General features: G+C 30.8%; 22 protein-coding genes. 1 reads left to right on the top strand and 21 read right to left on the bottom strand.

Features of this window, described 5'->3' with window-relative positions:
- Positions 1 to 69 precede the first annotated feature (69 nt).
- The gene (locus CDLVIII_RS29770) at positions 70 to 288 is read left to right on the top strand and encodes a DUF378 domain-containing protein (RefSeq protein ID WP_009169190.1); all 219 of its coding nucleotides are present in this window, start codon (positions 70 to 72) and stop codon (positions 286 to 288) included.
- 82 nt (positions 289 to 370) lie between these two features.
- On the opposite strand, the gene CDLVIII_RS09270 is transcribed toward CDLVIII_RS29770, so the two are convergent.
- From CDLVIII_RS09270 to nusA, 21 genes are all read right to left on the bottom strand, one after another.
- Complete coding sequence (locus CDLVIII_RS09270; RefSeq protein WP_008424732.1) at positions 371 to 631, bottom strand: HPr family phosphocarrier protein; 261 nt, start codon at positions 629 to 631, stop codon at positions 371 to 373.
- 124 nt (positions 632 to 755) lie between these two features.
- Positions 756 to 1,016: a stage V sporulation protein S gene (locus CDLVIII_RS09265; RefSeq protein ID WP_009169189.1), complete on the bottom strand. Its 261-nt coding sequence runs from the start codon at positions 1,014 to 1,016 to the stop codon at positions 756 to 758.
- Positions 1,017 to 1,198: 182 nt separating this feature from the next.
- Positions 1,199 to 2,740 carry a ribonuclease Y gene (gene rny, locus CDLVIII_RS09260; RefSeq protein ID WP_009169188.1) on the bottom strand — a complete coding sequence of 514 codons (1,542 nt, stop codon included), beginning with the start codon at positions 2,738 to 2,740 and terminating at the stop codon, positions 1,199 to 1,201.
- Between the two features lie 312 nt (positions 2,741 to 3,052).
- Complete coding sequence (gene recA, locus CDLVIII_RS09255) at positions 3,053 to 4,144, bottom strand: recombinase RecA (protein ID WP_009169187.1); 1,092 nt, start codon at positions 4,142 to 4,144, stop codon at positions 3,053 to 3,055.
- A 260-nt stretch (positions 4,145 to 4,404) separates the two neighbouring features.
- A complete protein-coding gene (gene pgsA, locus CDLVIII_RS09250; protein ID WP_009169186.1) occupies positions 4,405 to 4,995 on the bottom strand; it encodes a CDP-diacylglycerol--glycerol-3-phosphate 3-phosphatidyltransferase in 591 nt (196 codons plus the stop codon).
- Positions 4,979 to 6,298 (bottom strand): 30S ribosomal protein S12 methylthiotransferase RimO, encoded by a 1,320-nt coding sequence (rimO, locus tag CDLVIII_RS09245; protein ID WP_186005591.1) that lies wholly within the window; start codon positions 6,296 to 6,298, stop codon positions 4,979 to 4,981. Before rimO ends, pgsA begins: the two co-directional genes overlap by 17 nt.
- Positions 6,299 to 6,544: 246 nt before the next feature.
- The gene (locus tag CDLVIII_RS09240; protein WP_009169184.1) at positions 6,545 to 8,959 is read right to left on the bottom strand and encodes a DNA translocase FtsK; all 2,415 of its coding nucleotides are present in this window, start codon (positions 8,957 to 8,959) and stop codon (positions 6,545 to 6,547) included.
- 719 nt (positions 8,960 to 9,678) lie between these two features.
- On the bottom strand, positions 9,679 to 10,389 hold the full coding sequence (locus tag CDLVIII_RS09235; RefSeq protein ID WP_009169183.1) for an ATP-dependent Clp protease proteolytic subunit: 711 nt from the start codon (positions 10,387 to 10,389) through the stop codon (positions 9,679 to 9,681).
- Positions 10,390 to 10,552: 163 nt separating this feature from the next.
- Positions 10,553 to 11,749: an aspartate kinase gene (gene dapG / locus CDLVIII_RS09230; protein ID WP_009169182.1), complete on the bottom strand. Its 1,197-nt coding sequence runs from the start codon at positions 11,747 to 11,749 to the stop codon at positions 10,553 to 10,555.
- Between the two features lie 16 nt (positions 11,750 to 11,765).
- On the bottom strand, positions 11,766 to 12,047 hold the full coding sequence (locus CDLVIII_RS09225) for a YlmC/YmxH family sporulation protein (RefSeq protein WP_009169181.1): 282 nt from the start codon (positions 12,045 to 12,047) through the stop codon (positions 11,766 to 11,768).
- Between the two features lie 219 nt (positions 12,048 to 12,266).
- The gene (locus tag CDLVIII_RS09220; protein ID WP_009169180.1) at positions 12,267 to 13,574 is read right to left on the bottom strand and encodes a pitrilysin family protein; all 1,308 of its coding nucleotides are present in this window, start codon (positions 13,572 to 13,574) and stop codon (positions 12,267 to 12,269) included.
- Positions 13,575 to 13,623: 49 nt separating this feature from the next.
- Complete coding sequence (locus CDLVIII_RS09215; RefSeq protein ID WP_009169179.1) at positions 13,624 to 15,729, bottom strand: polyribonucleotide nucleotidyltransferase; 2,106 nt, start codon at positions 15,727 to 15,729, stop codon at positions 13,624 to 13,626.
- Between the two features lie 108 nt (positions 15,730 to 15,837).
- On the bottom strand, positions 15,838 to 16,101 hold the full coding sequence (rpsO, locus tag CDLVIII_RS09210) for a 30S ribosomal protein S15 (protein ID WP_009169178.1): 264 nt from the start codon (positions 16,099 to 16,101) through the stop codon (positions 15,838 to 15,840).
- 203 nt (positions 16,102 to 16,304) lie between these two features.
- Positions 16,305 to 17,216 (bottom strand): bifunctional riboflavin kinase/FAD synthetase, encoded by a 912-nt coding sequence (locus tag CDLVIII_RS09205; protein ID WP_009169177.1) that lies wholly within the window; start codon positions 17,214 to 17,216, stop codon positions 16,305 to 16,307.
- A 114-nt stretch (positions 17,217 to 17,330) separates the two neighbouring features.
- Entirely contained in the window at positions 17,331 to 18,206 is an 876-nt protein-coding gene (gene truB, locus CDLVIII_RS09200; RefSeq protein ID WP_035302172.1) for a tRNA pseudouridine(55) synthase TruB, read from the bottom strand.
- 50 nt (positions 18,207 to 18,256) lie between these two features.
- Complete coding sequence (locus CDLVIII_RS09195) at positions 18,257 to 19,237, bottom strand: bifunctional oligoribonuclease/PAP phosphatase NrnA (RefSeq protein ID WP_009169175.1); 981 nt, start codon at positions 19,235 to 19,237, stop codon at positions 18,257 to 18,259.
- A complete protein-coding gene (rbfA, locus tag CDLVIII_RS09190; protein ID WP_009169174.1) occupies positions 19,237 to 19,587 on the bottom strand; it encodes a 30S ribosome-binding factor RbfA in 351 nt (116 codons plus the stop codon). The genes CDLVIII_RS09195 and rbfA overlap by 1 nt, the downstream gene beginning before the upstream one ends.
- 17 nt (positions 19,588 to 19,604) lie before the next feature.
- Complete coding sequence (infB, locus tag CDLVIII_RS09185; protein WP_009169173.1) at positions 19,605 to 21,686, bottom strand: translation initiation factor IF-2; 2,082 nt, start codon at positions 21,684 to 21,686, stop codon at positions 19,605 to 19,607.
- A 22-nt stretch (positions 21,687 to 21,708) separates the two neighbouring features.
- Complete coding sequence (locus CDLVIII_RS09180; protein ID WP_009169172.1) at positions 21,709 to 22,023, bottom strand: 50S ribosomal protein L7ae-like protein; 315 nt, start codon at positions 22,021 to 22,023, stop codon at positions 21,709 to 21,711.
- Positions 22,016 to 22,282 carry a YlxR family protein gene (locus CDLVIII_RS09175; RefSeq protein ID WP_009169171.1) on the bottom strand — a complete coding sequence of 89 codons (267 nt, stop codon included), beginning with the start codon at positions 22,280 to 22,282 and terminating at the stop codon, positions 22,016 to 22,018. Before CDLVIII_RS09175 ends, CDLVIII_RS09180 begins: the two co-directional genes overlap by 8 nt.
- A gap of 14 nt (positions 22,283 to 22,296) precedes the next feature.
- Positions 22,297 to 23,484 (bottom strand): transcription termination factor NusA, encoded by a 1,188-nt coding sequence (gene nusA / locus CDLVIII_RS09170; RefSeq protein ID WP_009169170.1) that lies wholly within the window; start codon positions 23,482 to 23,484, stop codon positions 22,297 to 22,299.
- Positions 23,485 to 23,494: the final 10 nt, after the last annotated feature.

The raw sequence follows: 23,494 nt of genomic DNA, 5'->3' as shown, positions 1-23,494 counted from the left end.
TTGTCTCTAATATTCATATAAATATAATAATAGAGCACGTTAAAAAATAAAAGATCGGAGTGAAAAGTTATGTGTAAGTTAAATATTTTTGACAAGATTTCCTTAATACTAATTTTTATAGGTTCTATTAATTGGGGAACAATAGGATTATTCAAATTGAACTTATTGAGCATCTTTCTCTTTAACAATTCTAAACTTGAAAGAATTATGTATATTATAATTCTTCTAGGCGCTCTAGATTTAATTTCATTATTATTTAGATGGAATTTATTTGCTAACAACAAATAAACCTATTTTATTTATTAAATTAGAATCTATACAAAATAGAAAAAAGGTTCCATATTATAAATATGGAACCCTATTTTGTATATTAGTCTTCTAATGTTTCAACTAATTTAACAATTTCTTCAACTGCTAAAGCTTCGTCATCACCTGAAGCTACAACTTTGATTACAGCGTCCTTAGTTACCGCTAAAGATAAAACTCCAATCAAGCTCTTAACATTTGCTTTCTTACCGTTATACTCTATGCTAACGTCCGATTTAAATGATGATGCTTTCTTAACTAATAAAGTTGCTGGTCTAGCATGAAGACCAGATGAATTTTTTACTGAAACCTCTTTTGCTATCATTAACATTACACCTCTTTACAAAAAAATTAATAAATATAGCATTTAACTATTATAGTATAAACGTTTTTATAAATAATTTCAACTCAAAAATCATTCTATATTTCATCAATTTTAAATAAACTCATTATCTTGGTTGTACTATTAACTTTATGGCTGTCCTCTCTTCTCCATCTATTTGTATATCTGTGAAGGCAGGTACACACACAATATCTTTTCCGCTTGGTGCAACAAATCCTCTTGCTATTGCAATTGCCTTAACTGCTTGATTTATTGCGCCTGCTCCTACTGCCTGAATTTCTGCGATATTCTTTTCTTTTATTATTGCTGCTAATGCACCTGCTACAGAATTAGGATTTGATTTAGTTGATACTTTTAATACTTCCATTTTTGTCTTTCCTCCTAAAATTTAATATACAAATCGTTTACATTAAATATATTCTATATCTTTCTTTAAATTCCTTTATATAATTGTAAAATTTTAAAATTATTTTTAAAATATTATAATCATGTTATTTATTCTTTAAAATAAAAGATGAAGTATATTTTTTAAAAATATACTTCATCTTTTTACTTAGCAAAATCTACTGCTCTAGTTTCTCTTATAACATTGATTTTAATTTGTCCTGGATATTCAAGTTCTTCCTCGACACTCTTAACTAAATTGCGTGCCAATTCAACTGTTCCAGCATCATCTACTTTATCTGGTTTAACCATAATTCTAATCTCTCTACCAGCTTGAATGGCATATGACTTTTCTACACCTTCATGTGAATTTGCAATTTCCTCTAATTTTTCCAATCTCTTAATGTATGCTTCTAATGTCTCTCTTCTAGCGCCTGGTCTAGCCGCTGATACTGCATCTGCCGCTTGAACTAGTACTGCTTCTAAAGATTGCATTTCTACATCTGAATGATGCGCTGCTATTGCATTTATTACTAATGGTGATTCATGATATTTCTTAGCTAAATCTCCACCAATTAAAGCATGAGGCCCTTCTTGCTCTTGATCAACAGCCTTTCCTATATCATGTAGCAATCCTGCCCTTTTAGCCAAAGTAACATCTAAACCTAGCTCTGAAGCCATTAAGCCAGCCAAATACGAAACTTCTATGGAATGTTTTAAAACATTTTGACCATAACTAGTTCTATACTTCAATCTACCAAGAAGTCTTATTAATTCTGGATGTAGTCCATGTACGCTAGTTTCGAGAGCTGCCTGCTCTCCTTCTTCTTTTATACTACTTTCCACATCTTTATTTGCTCTTTCAACCATCTCTTCGATTCTCGCTGGATGTATTCTGCCATCCACTATTAACTTTTCTAGTGCCATTCTTGCAACTTCTCTTCTTATTGGATCGAAGCTGGAAAGAATGACTGCTTCTGGAGTATCATCTATAATTAAATCCACTCCTGTTAATGTTTCTAAGGTTCTAATGTTTCTTCCTTCTCTACCTATTATTCTACCTTTCATCTCATCATTCGGTAGTGCAACAACGTGTACAGTTGATTCAGACACATGGTCAGCAGCACATCTTTGGATCGCAGTTGTAATTATTTCTCTTGCTCTCTTGTCTGCTTCTTCCTTTGCCTTACTTTCAATATCTTTTACCATTAAAGCAGCATCATGACTTATTTCTTTTCTTATTTCATTTAAAAGAATTTCACGTGCTTCTTCACTAGAAAGAGCTGATATCCTTTCAAGCTCTAATCTTCTTTCCTCATAAAGCTTCTGTACCTTTGCTTCTACTTGATCTACCTCAAGCATTCTTTCATTGATTGTTTCATCCTTTTTCTCAAGAAGCTCACTTTTCTTATCAAGTGCCTCTTCTCTTTGAATTATTCTTCTTTCAAGCCTTTGAATTTCATTTCTTCTGTCCCGAGATTCCTTATCAAAATCACTTCTTAATTTATGAAGTTCTTCCTTTGCCTCAAGGATTGCTTCTTTCTTTTTAGCTTCTGCATCCCTTTTGGCTCTGTTTAAAACTTCTTCTGCTTCTTTTTCAAGCGATTCTATCTTAGTCTTCGATATATTTTGAATCGTTTTATAAACCACTATTCCTAATATTAGTAAGACTACTATATCTACTAATATAATTACTGCTAGTTGCACATAAACACCTCCTAATTTATTATTTCTCATTATATTACTAACAAGAAAGTATAGTAAGGTGTCATATTCTTCTCACTGCATTTGGAATATGATAAACCAGTATTCCTTTTTATTCTATATTAAAAACAAAATTATGTCAAGTTTACTCATATAATGGCTATCCCTCGTATCACATTGTTTTCGCCTATACTAAAGCATTGTAAATATAGCTACATATATGTTTAATCATACATGCAGCTATACTTATAATTCAACCTATTAATATATTATGAAGTGAAATTATTTTTATTCATACCTTAGTTAAATTTATTTTTATTTTTCTACTTTCTCTTCAATACTTTCACTTATCTCATCATTAGCATTCTCGATTTTTTCTTCTGATTTGTTTATTTTAATCAATTCTGCAGGTGGAAGATTATATTTTTCTCTAATTTGATTTTCTATATCTAACGCTATTTCTGGATTTTCCTTTAAATACAACTTAGCATTTTCTCTTCCTTGGCCTAATCTTATATCATTATAAGAAAACCAAGCGCCGCTTTTTTGAACTATCTCTTCCTTTACTCCAACATCTACGATATTTCCATATCTTGAAATACCTTCATTGTACATAATATCAAACTCTGCTTGTTTAAATGGTGGTGCTACTTTATTTTTAGTTACCTTTATTCTTGTTCTGTTACCGATTATCGCATCACCTTGTTTTATTGAATCTATTCTTCTAATATCAAGTCGCACTGATGCATAGAATTTTAATGCTCTTCCTCCAGTTGTTGTTTCTGGAGATCCAAACATTACTCCTACTTTTTCTCTTAACTGATTAATAAATATAGCAACACAATTAGTCTTATTTATTGTTCCTGCAAGTTTTCTTAAGGCTTGAGACATAAGTCTTGCTTGAAGCCCAATATGCGAATCTCCCATTTCTCCTTCAATTTCAGCTTTTGGTACTAACGCGGCAACAGAGTCTACTACTAAAACATCAATTGCGCCAGAACGAACTAGAGCTTCTGCAATTTCAAGTCCTTGCTCTCCTGTATCAGGCTGAGAGATTATTAAACTATCAACATCCACACCAAGTTTTTGGGCATAGCTAGGATCTAATGCATGTTCAGCATCTATATATCCTACAGCTCCGCCTTTTTTTTGTGATTCTGCTGCTATACTAAGTGCAATTGTAGTTTTACCTGAACTTTCTGGTCCATAAATTTCAATAATTCTTCCTTTAGGTACTCCACCAATTCCAAGGGCTATATCTAAATCTAGGCATCCAGTTGATATAGCATCCATATTAGAAATATTATGATCACCCAATTTCATTACTGAACCTTTACCAAATTGTTTTTCTATATGACTCATAGCACTTTCAATTGCTTTTAACTTTTCTGCATTTATATTTCCCATAATACTAATAGCTCCCTTCTATCGAACTTATGTTCTGTATTTATTATAAATTAATTCTAAACTATAGTCAATAATTAATTCTAGGCATATACAAAGAAAATAATAGTGTAAAATATGCAAGCTACTCTGCTATTTTTTTGAATGCACCTTATAAAAAGTCCCTTCTTTAACTGTTAAAGAAGGAACCATTTAATTTATATCCAATTTTATATATTCTTAAACATAAAATTTTTATTTTTTCATATTTTTAGCTATAGCTTCTACTTATCATAAGAAACGGCTTCTTTATTCTTCTTAAAATAGTCATAGCCAGAAATTAATGTTACAATAACCGCAAGCATAAGAGCTACTGTAGGCACTATGACAAAGAATTTTTTTAAGTAGTAATTATCTATTGTAAAAATATTCAATAATTTTGCATCATGTATGTTTATTTTTAATAATAATAAAATTATTGCTATTATTTGAATAACTGTTTTTATTTTTCCCCACCAGCTCGCTGCTATAACTCTTCCTTGTGCTGCTGCTATTGATCTTAAGCCTGAAACTGCAAATTCACGGGCGATTATAACAACTGCTGCCCATGATGGTACCACATGCACTTCAACCAAAGAGATTAAAGCCGCTGTAACTAATAATTTGTCTGCTAAAGGATCCATAAATTTTCCAAAATTTGTTATTTGATTCCTACTTCTAGCAATATACCCATCAAGCTTATCAGTTAATGAAGCTAAAATGAATATAAATGTAGCTATAAAACTACCATAAGGTATATCTCTCACGGCTATAAATATTAAAAATACAGGAACCAAAACTATTCTAATTAGGGTTAACTTATTTGCAAGATTCATCCACAACAACTCCCACTAAATCATAATCCATATTTTCAATTATCTTTACTTTTATAAACTCACCATTATCTATATTTTTTGATGATTCAAACAATACATTTGCATCTATATCAGGAGCCATTTCATAGTTTCTCCCATAATAATACTTACCATTATATCCCTCAACAAGAATATCATATAACTTTCCAATTTTCAATTTATTTATTTCTCCAGAAATATCTTTTTGTAATATCATTAATTCTTCTTCTCTTTTTTTCTTAACAGCCTCACTTATCTGCCCTTCCATTTTGGCTGCTGGCGTATCTTCCTCTTGTGAATAAGTAAATACTCCTACTTTATCAAGTTTGTATTCTTTTAAAAATTCCATGATTTCGTTAAAATCATCATCATTTTCATTTGGAAATCCCACTATAAAAGTTGTTCTTAAAACAATTTCTGGAACGTTTTTTCTAAGTTTTTGTATCTTATCTATTATATCTTGTTTACTTGTTTTTCTTCCCATAAGCTTTAAAATCTTATCACTTATATGTTGTATCGGTAAATCTAAATACTTTACAATCTTATTATTATTTGCGATTTCTTCTATAAGTTCATCGTATATTTCCTCTGGATAGCAGTATAGCACTCTAATCCACTTAATCCCTTCAATTTTTGATAATTCTTGAAGTAATACATGAAGACTTTTCTTTCCATAGATATCACTTCCATACAAAGTCGTATCCTGAGCTATGAGTATTATTTCTTTTACTCCGCTTTTACTCAAATCTTTCGCTTCATTTATAATGTTTTCCATTTTCCTACTTCTAAATTTTCCCCTTATTTTAGGAATTATACAATATGTGCAAAAATTATTACACCCTTCTGCAATTCTTATATATGCACTTTCTTTTTGAGTTGTAAGTATTCTTTTTCCTTCGTTAATATTCTCATCAGAATAACTTAATAACTCTGCTGCTCTCTTGTTTCCTTCAATGAAATCAGTTATAATTTCATTTATTTTATTATAATCATTAACCCCAAGCATAATATCTATTTCAGGTATTAACTTTTCTAATTCTTCTCCATATCTTTGTGTAAGGCAGCCTGTTGCTATAAGCAGTTTGCATTTATAATTTATTTTATAATCTGCCATTTCTAAAATTGTATCTATTGATTCCTGTTTTGCGCTTTCTATAAATCCACATGTATTTACAATAATTATATCTGCCTTCTTAGGATCATTTGTTATTTCATACTCATCACTCATTTTACCTAGTATTATTTCTGAATCAACTCTATTTTTATCACACCCTAAGCTTACCATGCCAACTTTGTACTTACTTAAAGTATAGTCATTTATTTTTTCTGTTTCACTTATTATTTCTATTTTGCTTTCAATCAAGTTTTTGCATCCTCCTGTTTTTTAATAGCTTTAATTATAGCAAATAAAAACTACATATTACAAGTTGTTATTATTAATGTTACATTAAAAATTAGTATATTACTCCTTATAAATGCAAAAATTAACACAATGTTCAATTAAATTTCACACTTAATCTAACTTTATTATTTAATTATCTTTATCTTCTTCATTATTATCATCTATAAGTTGTTGTTTTGTAATAAGTACTTGTCTTGGTCTGCTACCATCCTTTTCAGATATAATTCCTCTTTCCTCCAGCTGATCCATAATTCGCGAAGCTCTATTGAATCCTATTCTGAACTTCCTTTGAATAAAAGAAGTCGACGCCTGCCCATATTCAACAACAACATTTATTACTTCATTAAGTAATTCATCTACATCTTCACTCTTTTCACCTGATTCAGAAGTCTTTGAATCTGCTGCATTATTAATATGATCAATTATCTCTTCTTCATAATTAATATCGCCTTGTTCACTCTTAATAAACGATACAACTTGTTCAACTTCTTCTTCAGATATAAAACATCCTTGGACTCTAAGAGGTTTGCTTTCTCCTACTGGATAATATAACATATCTCCTTTTCCTAATAATTTTTCTGCACCTGATCCATCTAAGATAGTTCTAGAATCGATTTGCGATGAAACTGCAAAAGATATTCTAGATGGTATATTTGCCTTAATTACGCCTGTTATTACATCTACTGATGGTCTTTGAGTTGCTATAACTAGATGCATACCTGCTGCTCTAGCCATTTGCGCTAGTCTTCCTATGTAATCTTCCACATCATTTGGACATACCATCATAAGGTCAGCAAGCTCATCAACGATTATAACTATGTAAGGTAGTTTTTGTTCTATTATCCCTTTATTAAATAGCTCATTGTAAGATTCCATGTTTCTAACCCCAGAATCTGCAAAAAGCTTATATCTGTTTGTCATTTCATTTACTGCCCAATTTAAAGCAGCTGCAGCTTTTTTAGGATCTGTAACAACTGGAATTAATAAATGTGGTATTCCATTATACACATTTAATTCAACAACCTTTGGGTCAACCATAAGGAGCTTAACTTCATCAGGATTGTATTTATATAGCAGACTTATTATGAGTGTATTTATGCATACACTTTTCCCTGAACCTGTTGCTCCTGCAATTAGTGTATGAGGCATTTTGGTCAAATCCCCAACAACGCATTTCCCCGAAATATCTTTTCCAAGTGAAAAAGCTAACTTTTTCTTAGAATTAATAAATTCATCATTTTCTAATACTTCTCTTAAGAATACTGGTGTCTGCTTTCCGTTTGGTACTTCTATCCCAACAGCAGCTTTTCCTGGAATTGGTGCTTCTATTCTTATCCCTGAAGCTGCAAGTCCAAGGGCTATGTCATCTGACAAATTCACAATTTTACTAACCTTAACTCCAGGACTTGGCTGAAGTTCAAATCTTGTAACAGATGGACCTTTGGTAACTTGTGTTACCTTAGCATCAACACCGAAATTAGCTAAAATTTCTTCAAGCTTATTTGCATTTTCTATTAATTCTTTTTTATCACTGCTATTAAGCTTTGTACTAGAATTTGCTTTTAACAATTCCAAACTTGGATGTCTATATTCTCTTTGTTCCCTTTGCTCAAAAATATGTTCTTGTATTTCTTTATTTACAACATCCTTCACATCATTATCTAAGTTTGCTTTTTTACGCGAATTATTTGTTGTATTTTTTTCCAAGAAGCTATCTATTTCAATGTCTGATGAAACCTCCGATCTTAATTCTCGTAAAGGTTCTTCATTCTCTATCTCATTTTCATCTTCGATTTCATTTGAATTCTTCATAAAATCTAGAATCTTTATTTTTTTATCTACCTTAGATAAAAATTCTTCTCTTTCATCTTGGCTCTTTCTGTTCTCTTCACCTTTCTCAACTATATTTATGAAACTTTCACGTGCTTTTGGCTGTTCACTTCTTTCATTTACCTTTTTACTTCTTATATTTCTTATTTTTTCTCCCTTATTATATGCTTTTAACCCTAAATCATATAAAGTTATGTCAAATATTAAAATTACAGCTATTACAGAAAAAGCAAGAAGGATTATATATGTTCCTACAACTCCAACCGCCCTATAAAGTGGATAACATATAAAATATGAGATTAATCCCCCATGCAGATTTTCATTATCATTATTTATAATTAGTCTCATGTTATCAATAAAAACATCTTTATTGTCTAAGCTTTGAATATTTATAATTCCGAAAGTTAACATAATAACAAGAACCAATATAGTTATTCCCCAAAAATTCTTGTTTAATTTAATATTTCCTCTAGTTTTTATATATTGGAATCCAAAATATATTAAATAAACAGGCAATGTATACGCACCGACCCCAATTACTGCATCTGATATTTTTTGTGCTAAAGACGATAACATTCCAGCCAAAGAGGTGTATATTGCTATACCGAGTATTATTCCTGTAGCAATATATACAACGCCCACTATATCAGGATTTGTTATATTTTCATCTTTTTTACCTTTTGTAGTGCTATGTTTGCCTTTAGTTCTACCCAAATTAAATCACCTCATATCTTTATTTCTACACAAAATAAACATTCTCCTTTAATAAGATAACACTAAAAACAAAAATCGGCTATAGATTTTTTTCTATAACCTTCATTCATCTTCAAAAAATGGCAACTCTGTATACTTGTCTATTCAAACCCTTAAAGAAAATGACCTTGTATTTATGTTCTTTTGAATTCTATATATGAAAAAGTTAATCTTTCCAAATTACAGAATTAGAAACTTCACTTTTTACCTCTTGCTTTTAAAGCCTTCATATAATTAATCAGTAGCATGCTCCCTTAGGCACATGAAAATAAAAATACCAAGCCCAAAGTTGCTATGCGTATTTTTCATCACACAAGGAAGCAAAGTGCTATCATAGCAAGCCTATTATGGTATTTTGCTGATAAGCAGTAAACCAAAAGTGAGAGTCCAAATCTTGCATTTGGTGTCTCGAACTTTCACACAGTGCAATCTATGATTTTGTGTGAATCGGTTAAGCAGATATCTCAAATCTATGATTTGATGATGGTCGCTTACTCTGTGAGTACTCAGCGAGCATATGCGAGTCGAGCTTCCTTTGATGGCCAATAGGCTAACAGATGGACTAGATATTTATTTGATTGTGCCTTAATAGCCAGTGCTACAAGAGAAACATGCTTTATTTTCTGACGTAAAATATATATCGCATCAATAATTTTTTATTTACCTCATACATAAACAAGTTATTCTTCTTCCCCTATAAGCTCATTAAGCTTATCTAGTGCCTCATGTATACCACCAACTTCATCAATAAGTCCACAATCTACGGCCTGCTTTCCAATCAGCATAGTCCCTACATCGTTTAATAAATTATCTGTCTGAAGCATGAATTTTTCCAATGTTTCCTGCTTCATATTAGATGTTCTTACTATAAATTCATTTATTCTTTCCTGCATCTTCTTAAAATATTCAAATGTTTGTGCTACACCTATTACAAAACCATTCATTCTTACTGGATGAACTATCATTGTAGCTGATGGAGTTATAAACGAAAATTTAGACGAAGTTGCAAGAGGCACTCCTATTGAATGTCCTCCGCCAATCACTATTGATACAGTTGGTTTAGACATACTATGTATCATTTCAGCAATAGCTAAACCTGCTTCAACATCTCCTCCAACAGTATTTAGCACTATAAGCAGACCCTTAGTTTCTTCATTTTGCTCTATATCTATTAACTGGGGAATAATATGTTCATATTTCGTAGCCTTTGTTTGAGGTGGAAGCACCGAATGTCCTTCTATTTGCCCTATTATAGACAAAACTTGTATTCTCTTATTAGGAGCCGCTAAATTTGTGTTTCCAAGTTCCTTAACATTTTCTATCTTATCTTGTGTCTCCGATTTATTTTCATCTTTATCTGGATTATCATTATTCAAAAGATTATTACTCATATTATAATTCCTCCTATATTGTACTTTTTTTATTTTGTACATTAGGAGGTATTTTATTCATATATCAATACATATTAAAGATTGACTGTTACATTCAAGTACACTATTTCTTTCAAGAATAATTTAATCAATTATGAGTTATAAATCTAATTATCATTGCATCTTAAAGTTTAAAGGTTCTATGTAAAACATTTATTGCTTCTTTTTCATTCTTAGAGTGAACTAAACACCATATTGTCATATGTGAATCAGCTGTCTGCAATACTTCTATATTGTTATCATTTAGAGCATTTATAATTTTAGCCATTACTCCTGGTATTCCCTTCATTCTAGCTCCAATAACAGCTATTTTGCTACAATTCTCAATTAGGTTATATTTTAAATTTGCATTATCTAAAATCTTTTCTAAAACATCTTTATCTTTTTCATTTATAGTGAAAATTTGTTCTTTAGGAAATATGTTAATCAAATCTAAACTTATCTTGTTTGCTGCTACTAAATCCAATACATTCTTATATTTAATATTTCCTTCATTATCAGAAGCTTTAATAGAAACTTGAATCCTATTTTTTTGACTTGTTATACCTGTCATTATCTTATCGTTGCCTTTATCACCAAAATTATTAATTAAAGTTCCTTTAGAATTACTCATAGTATTTTTAATTAATATAGGAATATTTCCTTCCATAGCTACTTCTACAGCCTTTGGGTGAATTACAGTTGCTCCTTTATCTGCAAATTGAAATACTTCATTATAGCTTATAACGTCTATCAGATTAGCATTTTCAACCACTCTTGGATCAGCTGTCATAATACCATCTACATCAGTATATATTTCTATAGCAGAAGCCTTAAGAGCAACGCCTAAAATGGAAGCTGTCGTATCACTTCCTCCTCTGCCTAATGTAGTCACATAGCCATTTTCTGTGATCCCTTGAAATCCTGTTACTACTGGCACTCTTCCTTGTGATACTAAATCTAAAATTTTCTTAGGCTTAACTTCAATGCAAGCAGCATCTGTAAAATTATTATCAGTTAATATTCCCGCTTGTCCTCCAGTAAGTGGCATTGCATCAATTCCAGCACTATATAAATCATTACTCATAACTACAGAACTTATAGTTTCTCCGCAACACATAAGTAAATCTTGAGCTAACTTATTTGTATTCTTAAACTTATCATCTATTAATGATAATAATGTGTCAGTAGCATAAGGCTGTCCTTTTCTCCCCATGGCCGACACAACTAAAACAGGGCTATATCCATCTTTAATAGCAGTTTTAACTTTCTCAATGACTTTTTGTCTACTTTCTTCAGTTGATACTGAAGTTCCTCCAAATTTCTGTACAACTATTTTCATTGAATTTCCTCCTAATTTACAGTTTAACTTTCTTAATTACTTCATCGTCAGCATCTAATATGATGGTTTTAGCACCAATCTTTTTTACACAATTCCATGGAATTTCTAAGAAGTCTTTGCTGCTGAAAATGTTAAATTTCCCACCGTTTAAATTAACTATTAAGTATTTAAAATTGCCTTCATCATCTATTATTAAATCGTTGTTTAATAAATAATCATACTTTTCTCCATCATTTATGTTTATAAGCTCATATCGTTCTATATCACTTAAATATCTAACCTTTTTTTCTTCACTCATAATAAAAACCTCCTTCAATACTCATAAAATAATATGATAGGAGGAGGCTTTTTATTACATATTTAAGCATATGGAGTGAAATAATTAGTTTCTAACGAGATGTACAGCCATCTACGAAGAAACATAACCAGCTCATAACTTTTTCTTAATAGATTATGCTAATGCTTAATTATAGGGCTGATTAGAATAATATTAGGATTTATTATTTTTTAATATACCTTATACATTCAGCTTATTACTATACTTAGTATTGTCATAAGCCCTTGAATTTTTTAATATTATAGAGTCTAATTTTTCGTATTCTACATCCTGCCCAACATAAGCTGCATTTAAAACTCCCTTTTTAAAACATCTATCTAAAACATATTGAATATTATCTTTATTTATCTCATCTATCTTTTTTATTACTTCTTCCTGGCTCTTTATATTATTTCTAAAGAGATATGCCTTTGCATTAGAAAACATTCTTGAACTAGTGCTTTCAAGACCTAGAATATAATTAGCTTTAATTTTTTCTTTATTAATTTCAAGTTGTCTTTCTGTTATTCCATTTTTACTAAATAGTGAAATTTCCTTATCTATAACCTCTAAAGCTTTTTCACCATAATTCCTATTCAAACCAGCATATATATTCAGCGTACCCACTGTTTGAAACGGCTGCAGATAAGATGCTATAGAATAACAAAGTCCAAGTTCTTCTCTAACTTTTTGAAAAAGAATTGACGACGCCCCGCCTCCAAATATATTGTTAAGCAGCACTAAGGAATAATTATTATCATCACCGTATGGCAATCCTTCTAAACCTAAAGAAATGTGAAGCTGCTCAATTTCTTTTTTTGCATATGAAGAGCTAACTTGTATTGCTGATTCATCATATTCTGGTTTATATTCATGCTTACTTTTCCATCCGCCAAAATACTTATTGATTAAATCTTCAAGTTCCTTATCATCAAATTTACCACATACTGATATTACAGAATTATAAGGTGTATATTTTTCACTTATAAAATTTAATATTTTTTCTCTAGTAAATGATTTAACTAAAGGTATAGTTCCTAAAATAGGATATCCTAAGGATGTATTTCCAAAAGTCACTTTTGAATGAACATCATCTAAAACATCTTCTGGTGAATCTTCACTCATATTTATCTCTTCAATTACTACACCTTTTTCCTTCTCTATTTCCTCTGGATCAAACTTAGCTTTTAATATTATATCAGATAAAACATCTAATGATAAATCCAAATGTGTATTCAATGCCTTTATATAATAACAAGTTGCTTCTTTACTTGTAAAAGCATTAATCTGTCCACCTACATTTTCTATGTCTTCCATTACTTGTTTCGAAGTTCGTTTATCAGTTCCTTTAAAGAACATATGCTCAATAAAATGAGATATTCCATTCACTTCTGGGCTTTCATTTCTCGAACCATTTTGTACCATAACTCCAACACTGATTGATTTTAAATGATCTATTTTCTCAGTTACGACTCTCAAACCATTTTTAAGGGTATATGTGTTATACATTTTGTACTTGCCCTCCTTCTTGATTAAAAAAAAGGCAATTAATTGCCCTTTATTTATCTTCTTTATTTTCTTGTTCTACTAAAGCGTCTTTTCTTGAAAGATTTATTCTACCTTGGTTATCAATTTCTGTAACCTTAACTAAAATTTCATCTCCAATAGATACCACATCTTCAACTTTGTTTACTCTTTCTTTAGCTAATTTAGATATATGAACTAATCCTTCTTTGCTAGGTAAGATTTCAACAAATGCTCCAAATGTAGTTATCTTAGTTACTTTTCCTAAGTAAACTTCTCCTGCCTTAACTTCCTTAGTTAAACCTTCTATTATCTTAATAGCCTGATTAACACCTTCATGGTCAGTTGAACTTACAAATACAGTTCCATCTTCCTTAATATCTATTTTAACACCTGTATCTTGTATTATCTTATTTATAACCTTACCACCAGCTCCAATTACATCTCTTATCTTATCTGGATTTATACTCATTGTCTGAGTCTTTGGTGCATATAATGACACATCTGTCCTTGGTGCAGATATACATTCATTAATCTTATCAATTATAGTAAGTCTAGCTTTTCTTGCATCTCTTATAGCATTTTCCACTACATTAAAACTGAACCCTTGAAGTTTAGTATCAACTTGAATTGATGTTATACCTTCTGTTGTTCCTGCTACCTTAAAGTCCATATCTCCAAAGAAGTCTTCAATTCCTTGAATATCAGTCAATATAGTTTCCTCTGTTAAATCTTCTGATGTTATAAGTCCCATTGCTATACCAGCTGCAGGTCTCTTAATTGGTACACCTGCATCTAATAATGCCAGTGTTGATCCACAAACTGATGCTTGTGAAGTTGATCCATTTGAACTTAAAACTTCTGAAACTAATCTTATTGTATAAGGGAATTCTTCTTCTGAAGGAATTAATGGTTCAAGCGCTCTTTCTGCTAACGCTCCATGACCAATTTCTCTTCTTCCTGGTCCTCTTAATGGTTTTACTTCACCAACACTGTATCCAGGAAAATTATAATGATGGATATATCTCTTTGATTGTGCTTCATCTATTCCATCTAATATTTGAATTTCACTTATAGATCCAAGTGTTGCAACAGTCATTACTTGAGTTAATCCTCTTCTGAATAATCCTGTACCATGTGTTCTTGGTAATATTCCAACCTCACATCCAAGTGGTCTAATCTCATCAAAAGCTCTTCCATCAGGTCTTCTCTTTTCCTTTTGAAGCATGTGCCTTACAACTTTCTTCTGCATAGTGTAAAGAACTTCTTTTATATCACCTGATTTTTCAGCGTATTTTTCACCAAATTCTTCATTAACTTTTTCATATACTGCATCTACTGCCGCATTTCTTTCATCTTTATCCATGATGTGCATTGCTTCTTTAATCATATCCTTAGCAAATTCTTTAACATCCTTTTCTACTTCTGAATCTACAGTATATAAAACCGGTTCATCTTTTTTCTTTCCAAACTTAGCCATAGCTTCTTCTTGAAATGCAATGATTTTTTGACATTCATTAAAACCATATTTGATAGCATCTATCATTGTATCCTCTGGTATTTCCTGCCCGCCAGCTTCAATCATCATTACTTTTTCTTTTGTAGTACATACTGTTAAGTGAAGAGTACTCTTTTCTCGTCCTTCAGTATTTGGATTTGTAACGAATTTGCCATCTATTAGCCCCACTTGGACTGCTGCAGCTGGGATTGTATATGGAATACTTGAAAGGCATAATGCAAGTGACGCTGCGTTAATGGCTAAGATTTCTGGTAAGTTATCTTTTTCAACTGATACAACTGTAGTAACAACTTGAACGTCATTTCTGTATCCTTTTGGAAATAGAGGCCTTAGTGTTCTATCAACAGCTCTACCATTTAATATTGCTTTTTCTGATGGTCTTCCTTCTCTTTTAATGAATCCACCTGGTATTTTACCTACTGCATATAATCTTTCTTCATATTCAACACTTAATGGAAAGAAATCTATTCCTTCTCTTGGCTCTGGTGATGCATTAACATTTGTTAAAATTACTGTGTCACCATAGCTAGTAAATGTTGCTGCATTTGACAACATACCTACTTTTCCGAACTCAACTTTCAATTCTCTTCCAGCGATTTCAGTCGTTAGAACATTACTCATAATTCATGACCTCCCTTAGGTTCATCTGATTATTATAATTTTCATGCTTTTATTATAATTTATACTATATATTTTAAAATAATAGAGCGGAAAACTCCGCTCTAAAAATTATCTTCTTAAACCTAATTCTTTGATTAAAGTTCTGTATCTTTCGATATCTTGATCGCTTAAATAGTTTAAAAGACCTCTTCTTTGACCAACCATCATTAATAATCCTCTTCTTGAGTGATGATCTTTCTTGTGAATTTTTAAGTGTTCAGTTAAAGATTGAATTCTTTCAGTAAGTAAAGCTATTTGAACTTCTGGAGAACCAGTATCCCCTTCACTTCTTCCAAATTTTTTGATTAATTCTAATTTTCTTGCCTTATCCATTATAAGTGCACCTCCGTGTATTATATTAATTATCCCCTAGTTCCAAGTAAAAAGATGGCACCTTAAAACTTAGAATTAGGTTCCATGTGATATTATATCAAAAGTAACTATTATTGTAAACTATATTATTAAACTCGACATGTGATTCTCATTTCTAAGCACATGAAAATTTAATTAACAAATAAAAATAGTTATTATTTTAGTTATTGTTCATTAGCAAATGATTTATCTTTTTCTAGCTGTTCTTTTAGCTCTTCTAAACCATTAAATTTTTTTTCATCTCGAATTTTTTTTATAAAATCAACTTTTATTTCTTTCCCGTATATCTCTTCATTGAAGTCTAAAATATATGTTTCTACTGTTAAGCTTTTGCCTTCTACTGTAGGATTTTTTCCAACTGAAGTAATACCTTTATATATATTATTATTTACCTTTATATTGGTATAATATACACCTATCTTAGGCAAAACAAATTTTTCATCATACTTTAAATTTGCCGTAGGAAAACCAATGGTTCTCCCTATCTGTCTTCCATGAATGACTTTTCCACTTAAGCTATATGGAATGCTGAGCATTTCATAAGCATCTGAAACCTCTCCATCTTCTAAGGCCTTTCTTATTCTAGTGCTGCTTATTACTTCATTTTTATATGTACATGGTTCCATAACGCATAGTTCATATCCATATTTATTTTGTAATTCTCTTAAAAGCTCAACATCCCCTAAGTTTTTATATCCAAATTTAAAATTAAATCCTACAACAAATCCTTTTGCATTATAAGTAAATATTAAATATTCTATGAATTCCTTAGGCGTTATTTGCATAAACTCATCATCAAATTCTTTAAAACATACTATATCAACTTTATTATTTTCTAAAAGTTCAAGCTTTCTTTCATTGCTCATTAATAGTTTTGGTGCATTTTCTTTATTTATAAAAGCTCGTGGATGATTTTTAAATGTAAAAACCATGCTTTTACCACTATTCTTGTTAGCAACCTCAACTACTTTATATATTAATGATAGATGCCCAACATGAAGTCCATCAAAACTTCCAAGAGCTATATAATTATTAGAATTTTGAACATCTTGTAATTCTTTATCTATAATAATCATTTCTTTACTCCTAAATAAAGCACATTAAAAAATAGTATTTAATAAATTAAGTTCATTATTCTTTAATAGTACCTAAAATCATGCTCAAAACACATCCTCTTAAGGATGCTTAACCTAAATTAATAATTTTTCAATTTTAAAGCCTTCATCATCTTGTTTTCCAATACCTATAAAAGTACCTTCACTATCATAAACTCTATATAAAACATTTTTTTCTCTTTTTTCATTTGTCAGTCTCTTGTCGAATACTTTGACCCCGTTTATTAACAACTTAGTAAATGAGCTATTTACTGTTAACTTAGGATAAGAGAAAAGTGCTTCTTCAATCGTTATTATATAATCACTTATATTTTCTTTAGTTAAATCTTCAATATTAACACTATTTTCTTGTACAAAAACAGATGTTTCATATCTATTTAACTCTGTCATAGCTGCCCCTACTTTTAATTTTTCACCAATATCATAGCATAAACTTCTTATATATGTTCCTTTTGAGCAGGCTACTTTCATAGATACATAAGGTAAATCAATTTTGAGGTTAGATATATTAAATATGTTGACTTTTCTAGCTTCTCTTTCAATCTCTATTCCCTGCCTAGCAAGCTCATATAATCTCACTCCATTTTTCTTAAGTGCAGAGTACATTGGAGGAACCTGATCATATTCTCCAATAAAAGATAGAATGACTTTTGAAACTTCCTCTTCTGTAAGATGACTTGTTTCATTTCTTTCTACTACTTCGCCTTCAAGATCATATGTAGTTGTCTTTACTCCAAACAAAAACTTAACCTCGTAGCCTTTATTACTATTCATTATATAGTCAATAGTTTTTGTTGCTTTTCCAATACATACCGGCAAAACTCCTGTTGCTTCAGGATCTAGCGTGCCAGTATGTCCAACTTTTTTTTCATCAGCTAATTTTTTTATCTTTCTCACTACATCAAAAGAAGACATTCCTTTATTTTTGAATATGTTTAATACTCCATTTATGTTTGAAGCTTTTTCTGTATTACTCATAAGCAAAGTTCCCATATCTTTCTTTATAAATCTATTTCATCTTTAAGCGTACTTAACAGATTTTCTTTGGCTTTTTCTAAACTTACACCTTTTTGTATTAATCCTGCTGCTTTAATATGACCGCCACCGCCATATACTTCTGCAACTTTCCTTACATCTACATCATTTTTAGATCTTAAACTCCCCTTGATTCCTTCATCAGCTTCTTTTAAAAGCATCGATACTTCTACGCCTTTAATTCCAAGGCCAACATTAATTATGTCCGAAGTATCAACCTTTTCTAAATTAAGCTCATTTAGTAGTTTTTTAGGTATTTGAAGAACCGCTACTTTATTATTTAAAACAAGCTCTATATTAGATAAAACACATCCCATTAATTTTATTTTTTCAAAAGGCTTATTATCAAAAAGGCTGCTATGAATTTTACTATTATCTATTCCAATTTCTATAAGTTTCCCTGCTATATCATGAGTTCTCTTAGTCACATTGGAATGTCTGAAAGATCCGGTATCTGTTACAATTCCACTATAAACAGCATTACCTATAGCCACGTTAATATCAGATTTACTTTTTAAATCAATACCTAATTCCTGAATTAATAAATATGATATTTCACATGTAGCAGAAGATGTTGCATCTACATAATTAAGTACTCCATAATTGTCATTGGAAATATGATGATCAATATTAATTATCTTTCCTTCATAATTACTTAAATCTGCAGATATTCTTTCTACATTACCACAATCTAGGATTATCACTAAATCTGTATCTGCTCTTGGCTCTAAAGTATTTCCGTCAATTTCATTTCCCAAAGAAAGGAAAGAGAGGTTATCTGGAATAACATCTCTTGATACAATATAAGAATCCTTTCCTAAATATCTTAGCGCATTTAACAGCGCTAAGGTACTTCCTATAGCATCTCCGTCTGGAGACGTATGAAACGATAATCCTATCCTTTTTGATTTTAAAATTTCAGCCTTTATTTCACTAAGACTATTCATTACTCTTTACTTATCCTTTGAATTAATTCATCCATGTGCATTCCATAATTTATAGAATCATCTAATTCAATAATTATTTCTGGGGTGTGTCTTAAATTAATTTTTTGTCCTACTGACTTTCTTATAAAACCACTAGCATTCCTTAATGCCTCAAGATTACTTTTCTTTTCCTCATCATCTTTTGAAAATATGCTTACATAGACTTTTGCATATCTTAAATCTTTGGTAACTTTAACATCTGTAACTGAAATCATAGCTGTAAGTCTTGGATCTTTAATTTCATTTTGAATTAAACTACTAATTTCTCTTTTAAATTCTTCGTTAATTCTTCCACCTCTATAATTTGCCATGTCTGTTTCTCACCTCTTTAAAGTTCTTTTCTCTTAATTGCCTCCATCTCAAAGCATTCAACAATGTCGCCTTCCTTAATGTCATTAAACTTTTCAACAGTTAAGCCACATTCATATCCGCTATTAACTTCTTTAGCATCATCTTTAAATCTCTTTAATGATGATAATGAAGATTCAAAAATTACTATTCCTTCTCTTATAACTCTTGTTTCTGCGTTTCTTTTAAGTTTACCAGTAAGTACATAACATCCTGCAATTGTTCCAATATTTGAAATCTTGTAGGTTGTTCTTACTTCCGCTGTTCCAAGTATAACTTCCTTATATTCTGGTTCAAGCATTCCTATCATAGCTGCTTTAACATCATCAAGTGCATCATATATGATTCTATAAGTTTTAACATATACACCTTCTTTATCTGCTTGAGCAGCAGCATTACTATCAGGTCTTACATTAAACCCTATAACTATTGCATTAGATGCTGTTGCAAGTGTTATATCTGTTTCAGTTATAGCACCAACCCCGCCATGGATAACTCTTACTTTTACATCATCAGTAGAAAGTTTTTCAAGTGAACCCTTAATAGCTTCAACCGATCCTTGAACATCTGCTTTTATTATAATAGCAAGCTCTTTAACTTTACCTTCTTTAATTTGACTATATAAATCTTCAAGTGAAACTCTATGATTTGCAAGTAAAGTTTCTGCCTTTAATTTATCTTTTCTGCTATCAGCCATATTTCTAGCAGTTTTCTCATCTTTCACTTGATTAAATCTGTCCCCTGCTTCTGGAACTTCTGAAAGTCCTAAAACTTCTACAGGAATAGATGGGCCTGCAGATTTTATCTTTTTACCAGTGTCATCAAACATAGCTCTTATTCTACCATATGTAGAACCAACTAAGATTGAATCTCCTACTCTTAATGTTCCATTTTGAACTAGTAAACTTGCAACTGCTCCTCTACCCTTATCAAGCTTCGCTTCAATTACAGTTCCTACTGCTCTTCTATTCTTGTTAGCTTTAAGTTCAAGCATTTCTGCTGTAAGAAGAACCATTTCTAATAATTTATCAATATTTAGATTTTGTTTTGCAGATACTTCTTCACAAATAGTATCTCCACCCCAATCTTCTGCAAGCAATCCTTGTTCAGCTAACTCCTGCTTTACTCTATCTACATTTGCACCTGGCTTATCAATTTTATTTATTGCAACTACCATAGGTACTCCAGCTGCCTTACAGTGATTTATAGCTTCTTTAGTTTGTGGCATTATTCCATCATCTGCTGCAACAACTAATATAACAACATCTGTAATTTGTGCTCCTCTAGCTCTCATTGCTGTAAATGCTTCATGACCAGGAGTATCTAAGAATGTTATCTCTTCTCCATTCAATTTAATAGTATACGCACCTATGTGTTGAGTTATACCACCTGCTTCAGTATCTGTAACCTTTGCTTTTCTTATAGAATCAAGTAAAGATGTTTTACCATGGTCAACATGACCCATAACAGTTACTATTGGAGGTCTCTTTTGAAGGTTTGCTTCATCGTCTTCCTCTATTTCTAATACTTCTAATTCTTGAATTTCTTCTTTCTTTTCAACAATAACTTCATATTCAGTACATACTTTTTGTGCTGTTTCAAAATCTATTTCTTGATTTATTCCAGCCATAACTCCAGAAAAAATCAGTGTTCTTATTACATCATTTGAAGATTTATTTAACTTTTCAGCTAATTCTTTAACCGTTATGCTTGCACCTATTTCTATTACTGGAGCATTTTCCATGTTCTTTTCTTTTTCTGCCTTTAGCTCTGCTTCTTCTTCTTTTTTAGTTTTTTTCTTTTTTTTGCTTACGTTGTTAAGTTGTTCAGCTAATTCGTCTTCATATAAATCTACGATGCTCTTTTTACTTTCAGTTTTCGCTGCTGAATTTTCTTCTGATCTTCCTGCTAATAATTCCTTAATTAATACAGCATCTTCATCTTCAATTGTACTCATATGATTTTTTACTTCTATATTAAATTCTTCCATTAATATAGTTATTAATTCCTTTGACTCTATGTTTAATTCTTTTGCTAATTCATGTACTCTTATTTTTGACATGCAGTCACCCCCGTATTATTATCTACTCATATATTTTTTCCTCCTCATATAGCATTAATAATTTATCTGCTATATTTTTATCCAAGATTCCTAGGATCATAATCTCATTACGTCCAATTGCAATTCCTAATTGTTCTTTTGGGAAATCTTCAATATATGGTATTTTTTTTTCTATACAATGTTTTTTAAATTTATTTCTAGATGCATTTGATAAGTCTTCCGACATTATAAACAAATATATTTTAGTTTTATTTCTTAAGTCATCGCATTTACTATATCCTTCAAGTAAAGCTCCAGACTTTTTTGCAATACTCAAAAAATTAAAAAACTTATTCATCACCAATTTCTTCCTTTAGTTTTTCATAAACTTCTTCACTTATAGGTATTTCAAGATTTCTACTTAGTCTCTTCGTCTTAAATGCTTTTTCAAAACACTCAATGTTCTTACAAACATATGCGCCTCTTCCTGATTTTTTACCAGTTAAATCCACGCAGACTTCCCCTTCTGGAGTTTTTACTACTCTTATTAATTCTTTCTTTGGTTTCATTTCCATGCAACCAGTGCACATTCTTAAAGGAATTTTCTTAACCTTCATGAAAAAGCACCCCTTTATTCTTCTATTTCTTTAATTGAAGTTTCTGAGTCATTTTCTTCATCAACTTCAATATCATCTGAAACATCAAAATCGTTAATTTGTTCATTTTCTATTTCTACTTCAGTATTTAAAATTCTTTCATCTTCTTCATCTTGTGCTTCTTTTTGAGATTTACTCTTAATATCTATTTTCCAATTTGTAAGCTTAGCTGCAAGTCTTACATTTTGACCTTCTTTACCTATTGCAAGTGAAAGCTGATTATCATCAACAACAACCTTAGCTGATTTGCTTTCTTCATCAACTTCTACACTTAAGACTTTAGCTGGGCTTAAAGAATTAGCTATGAATTCTTTTGGATCCTTGCTCCACTTTATTATGTCTATCTTCTCATTCTTTAGTTCATTAACTATACTTTGTACTCTTACTCCCTTTGGTCCCACACATGCTCCCATTGGATCTACTGCTTCATCATTAGAATGTACAGCTATTTTACTTCTTGAGCCAGCTTCTCTTGATATGCTCTTAATTTCAACTACACCTTCAAAGATTTCTGGAACTTCAAGTTCAAATAATCTTTTTACTAAACCTGGATGTGTTCTTGAAACATGGATTTGAGGACCTTTACTTCCATTCTTAACCTCTACTATATATAGCTTTAACTTTTCATTGAATTTATATTCCTCATTTGGGATTTGTTCATTAGGGCCTATCACCCCTTCTAACTTTCCTAAATTAACAAAAACCATTCCTTTATCTTTTCTTAAGATAGTTCCTGTAATTATATCAAATTCTTTTTCCTTGTAGTCATCATATATGATATTTCTCTCAGCTTCTTTAATTCTTTGTGTAACAACTTGTTTTGCAAGTTGAGCTGCAACTCTACCAAAATTCTTAGGAGTTACTTCTAAATTTATAACGTCATCAGCTTCACTTTTAGGATTCATTTCTTTTGCTTCTTCTAATGAAATTTCTGTTACGTCATCATATACTTCATCAACTACTGTCTTTTGAGCATATACATGTATTTCCCCAGTTTCTCTATCAATATTAACTTTAACGTTTTGCGCATTTGTATTAGCATTAGCATAATTCTTTTTATATGCTGCAACCATAGCATCTTGAATAGTTGTAAAAAGCAAATCTTCTGAGATCCCCTTTTCTTTAACTAATTCTTTAAGAGCACCTACAAACTCTTCATTCATTTTCATACCC

It is taken from the genome of Clostridium sp. DL-VIII, assembly GCF_000230835.1.
In the GTDB taxonomy this organism is placed as follows: Bacteria; Bacillota; Clostridia; order Clostridiales; family Clostridiaceae; genus Clostridium.
The sequence above is the reverse complement of the archived record's forward strand: the minus strand, read 5'-3'. Positions and strand labels throughout refer to the sequence as shown.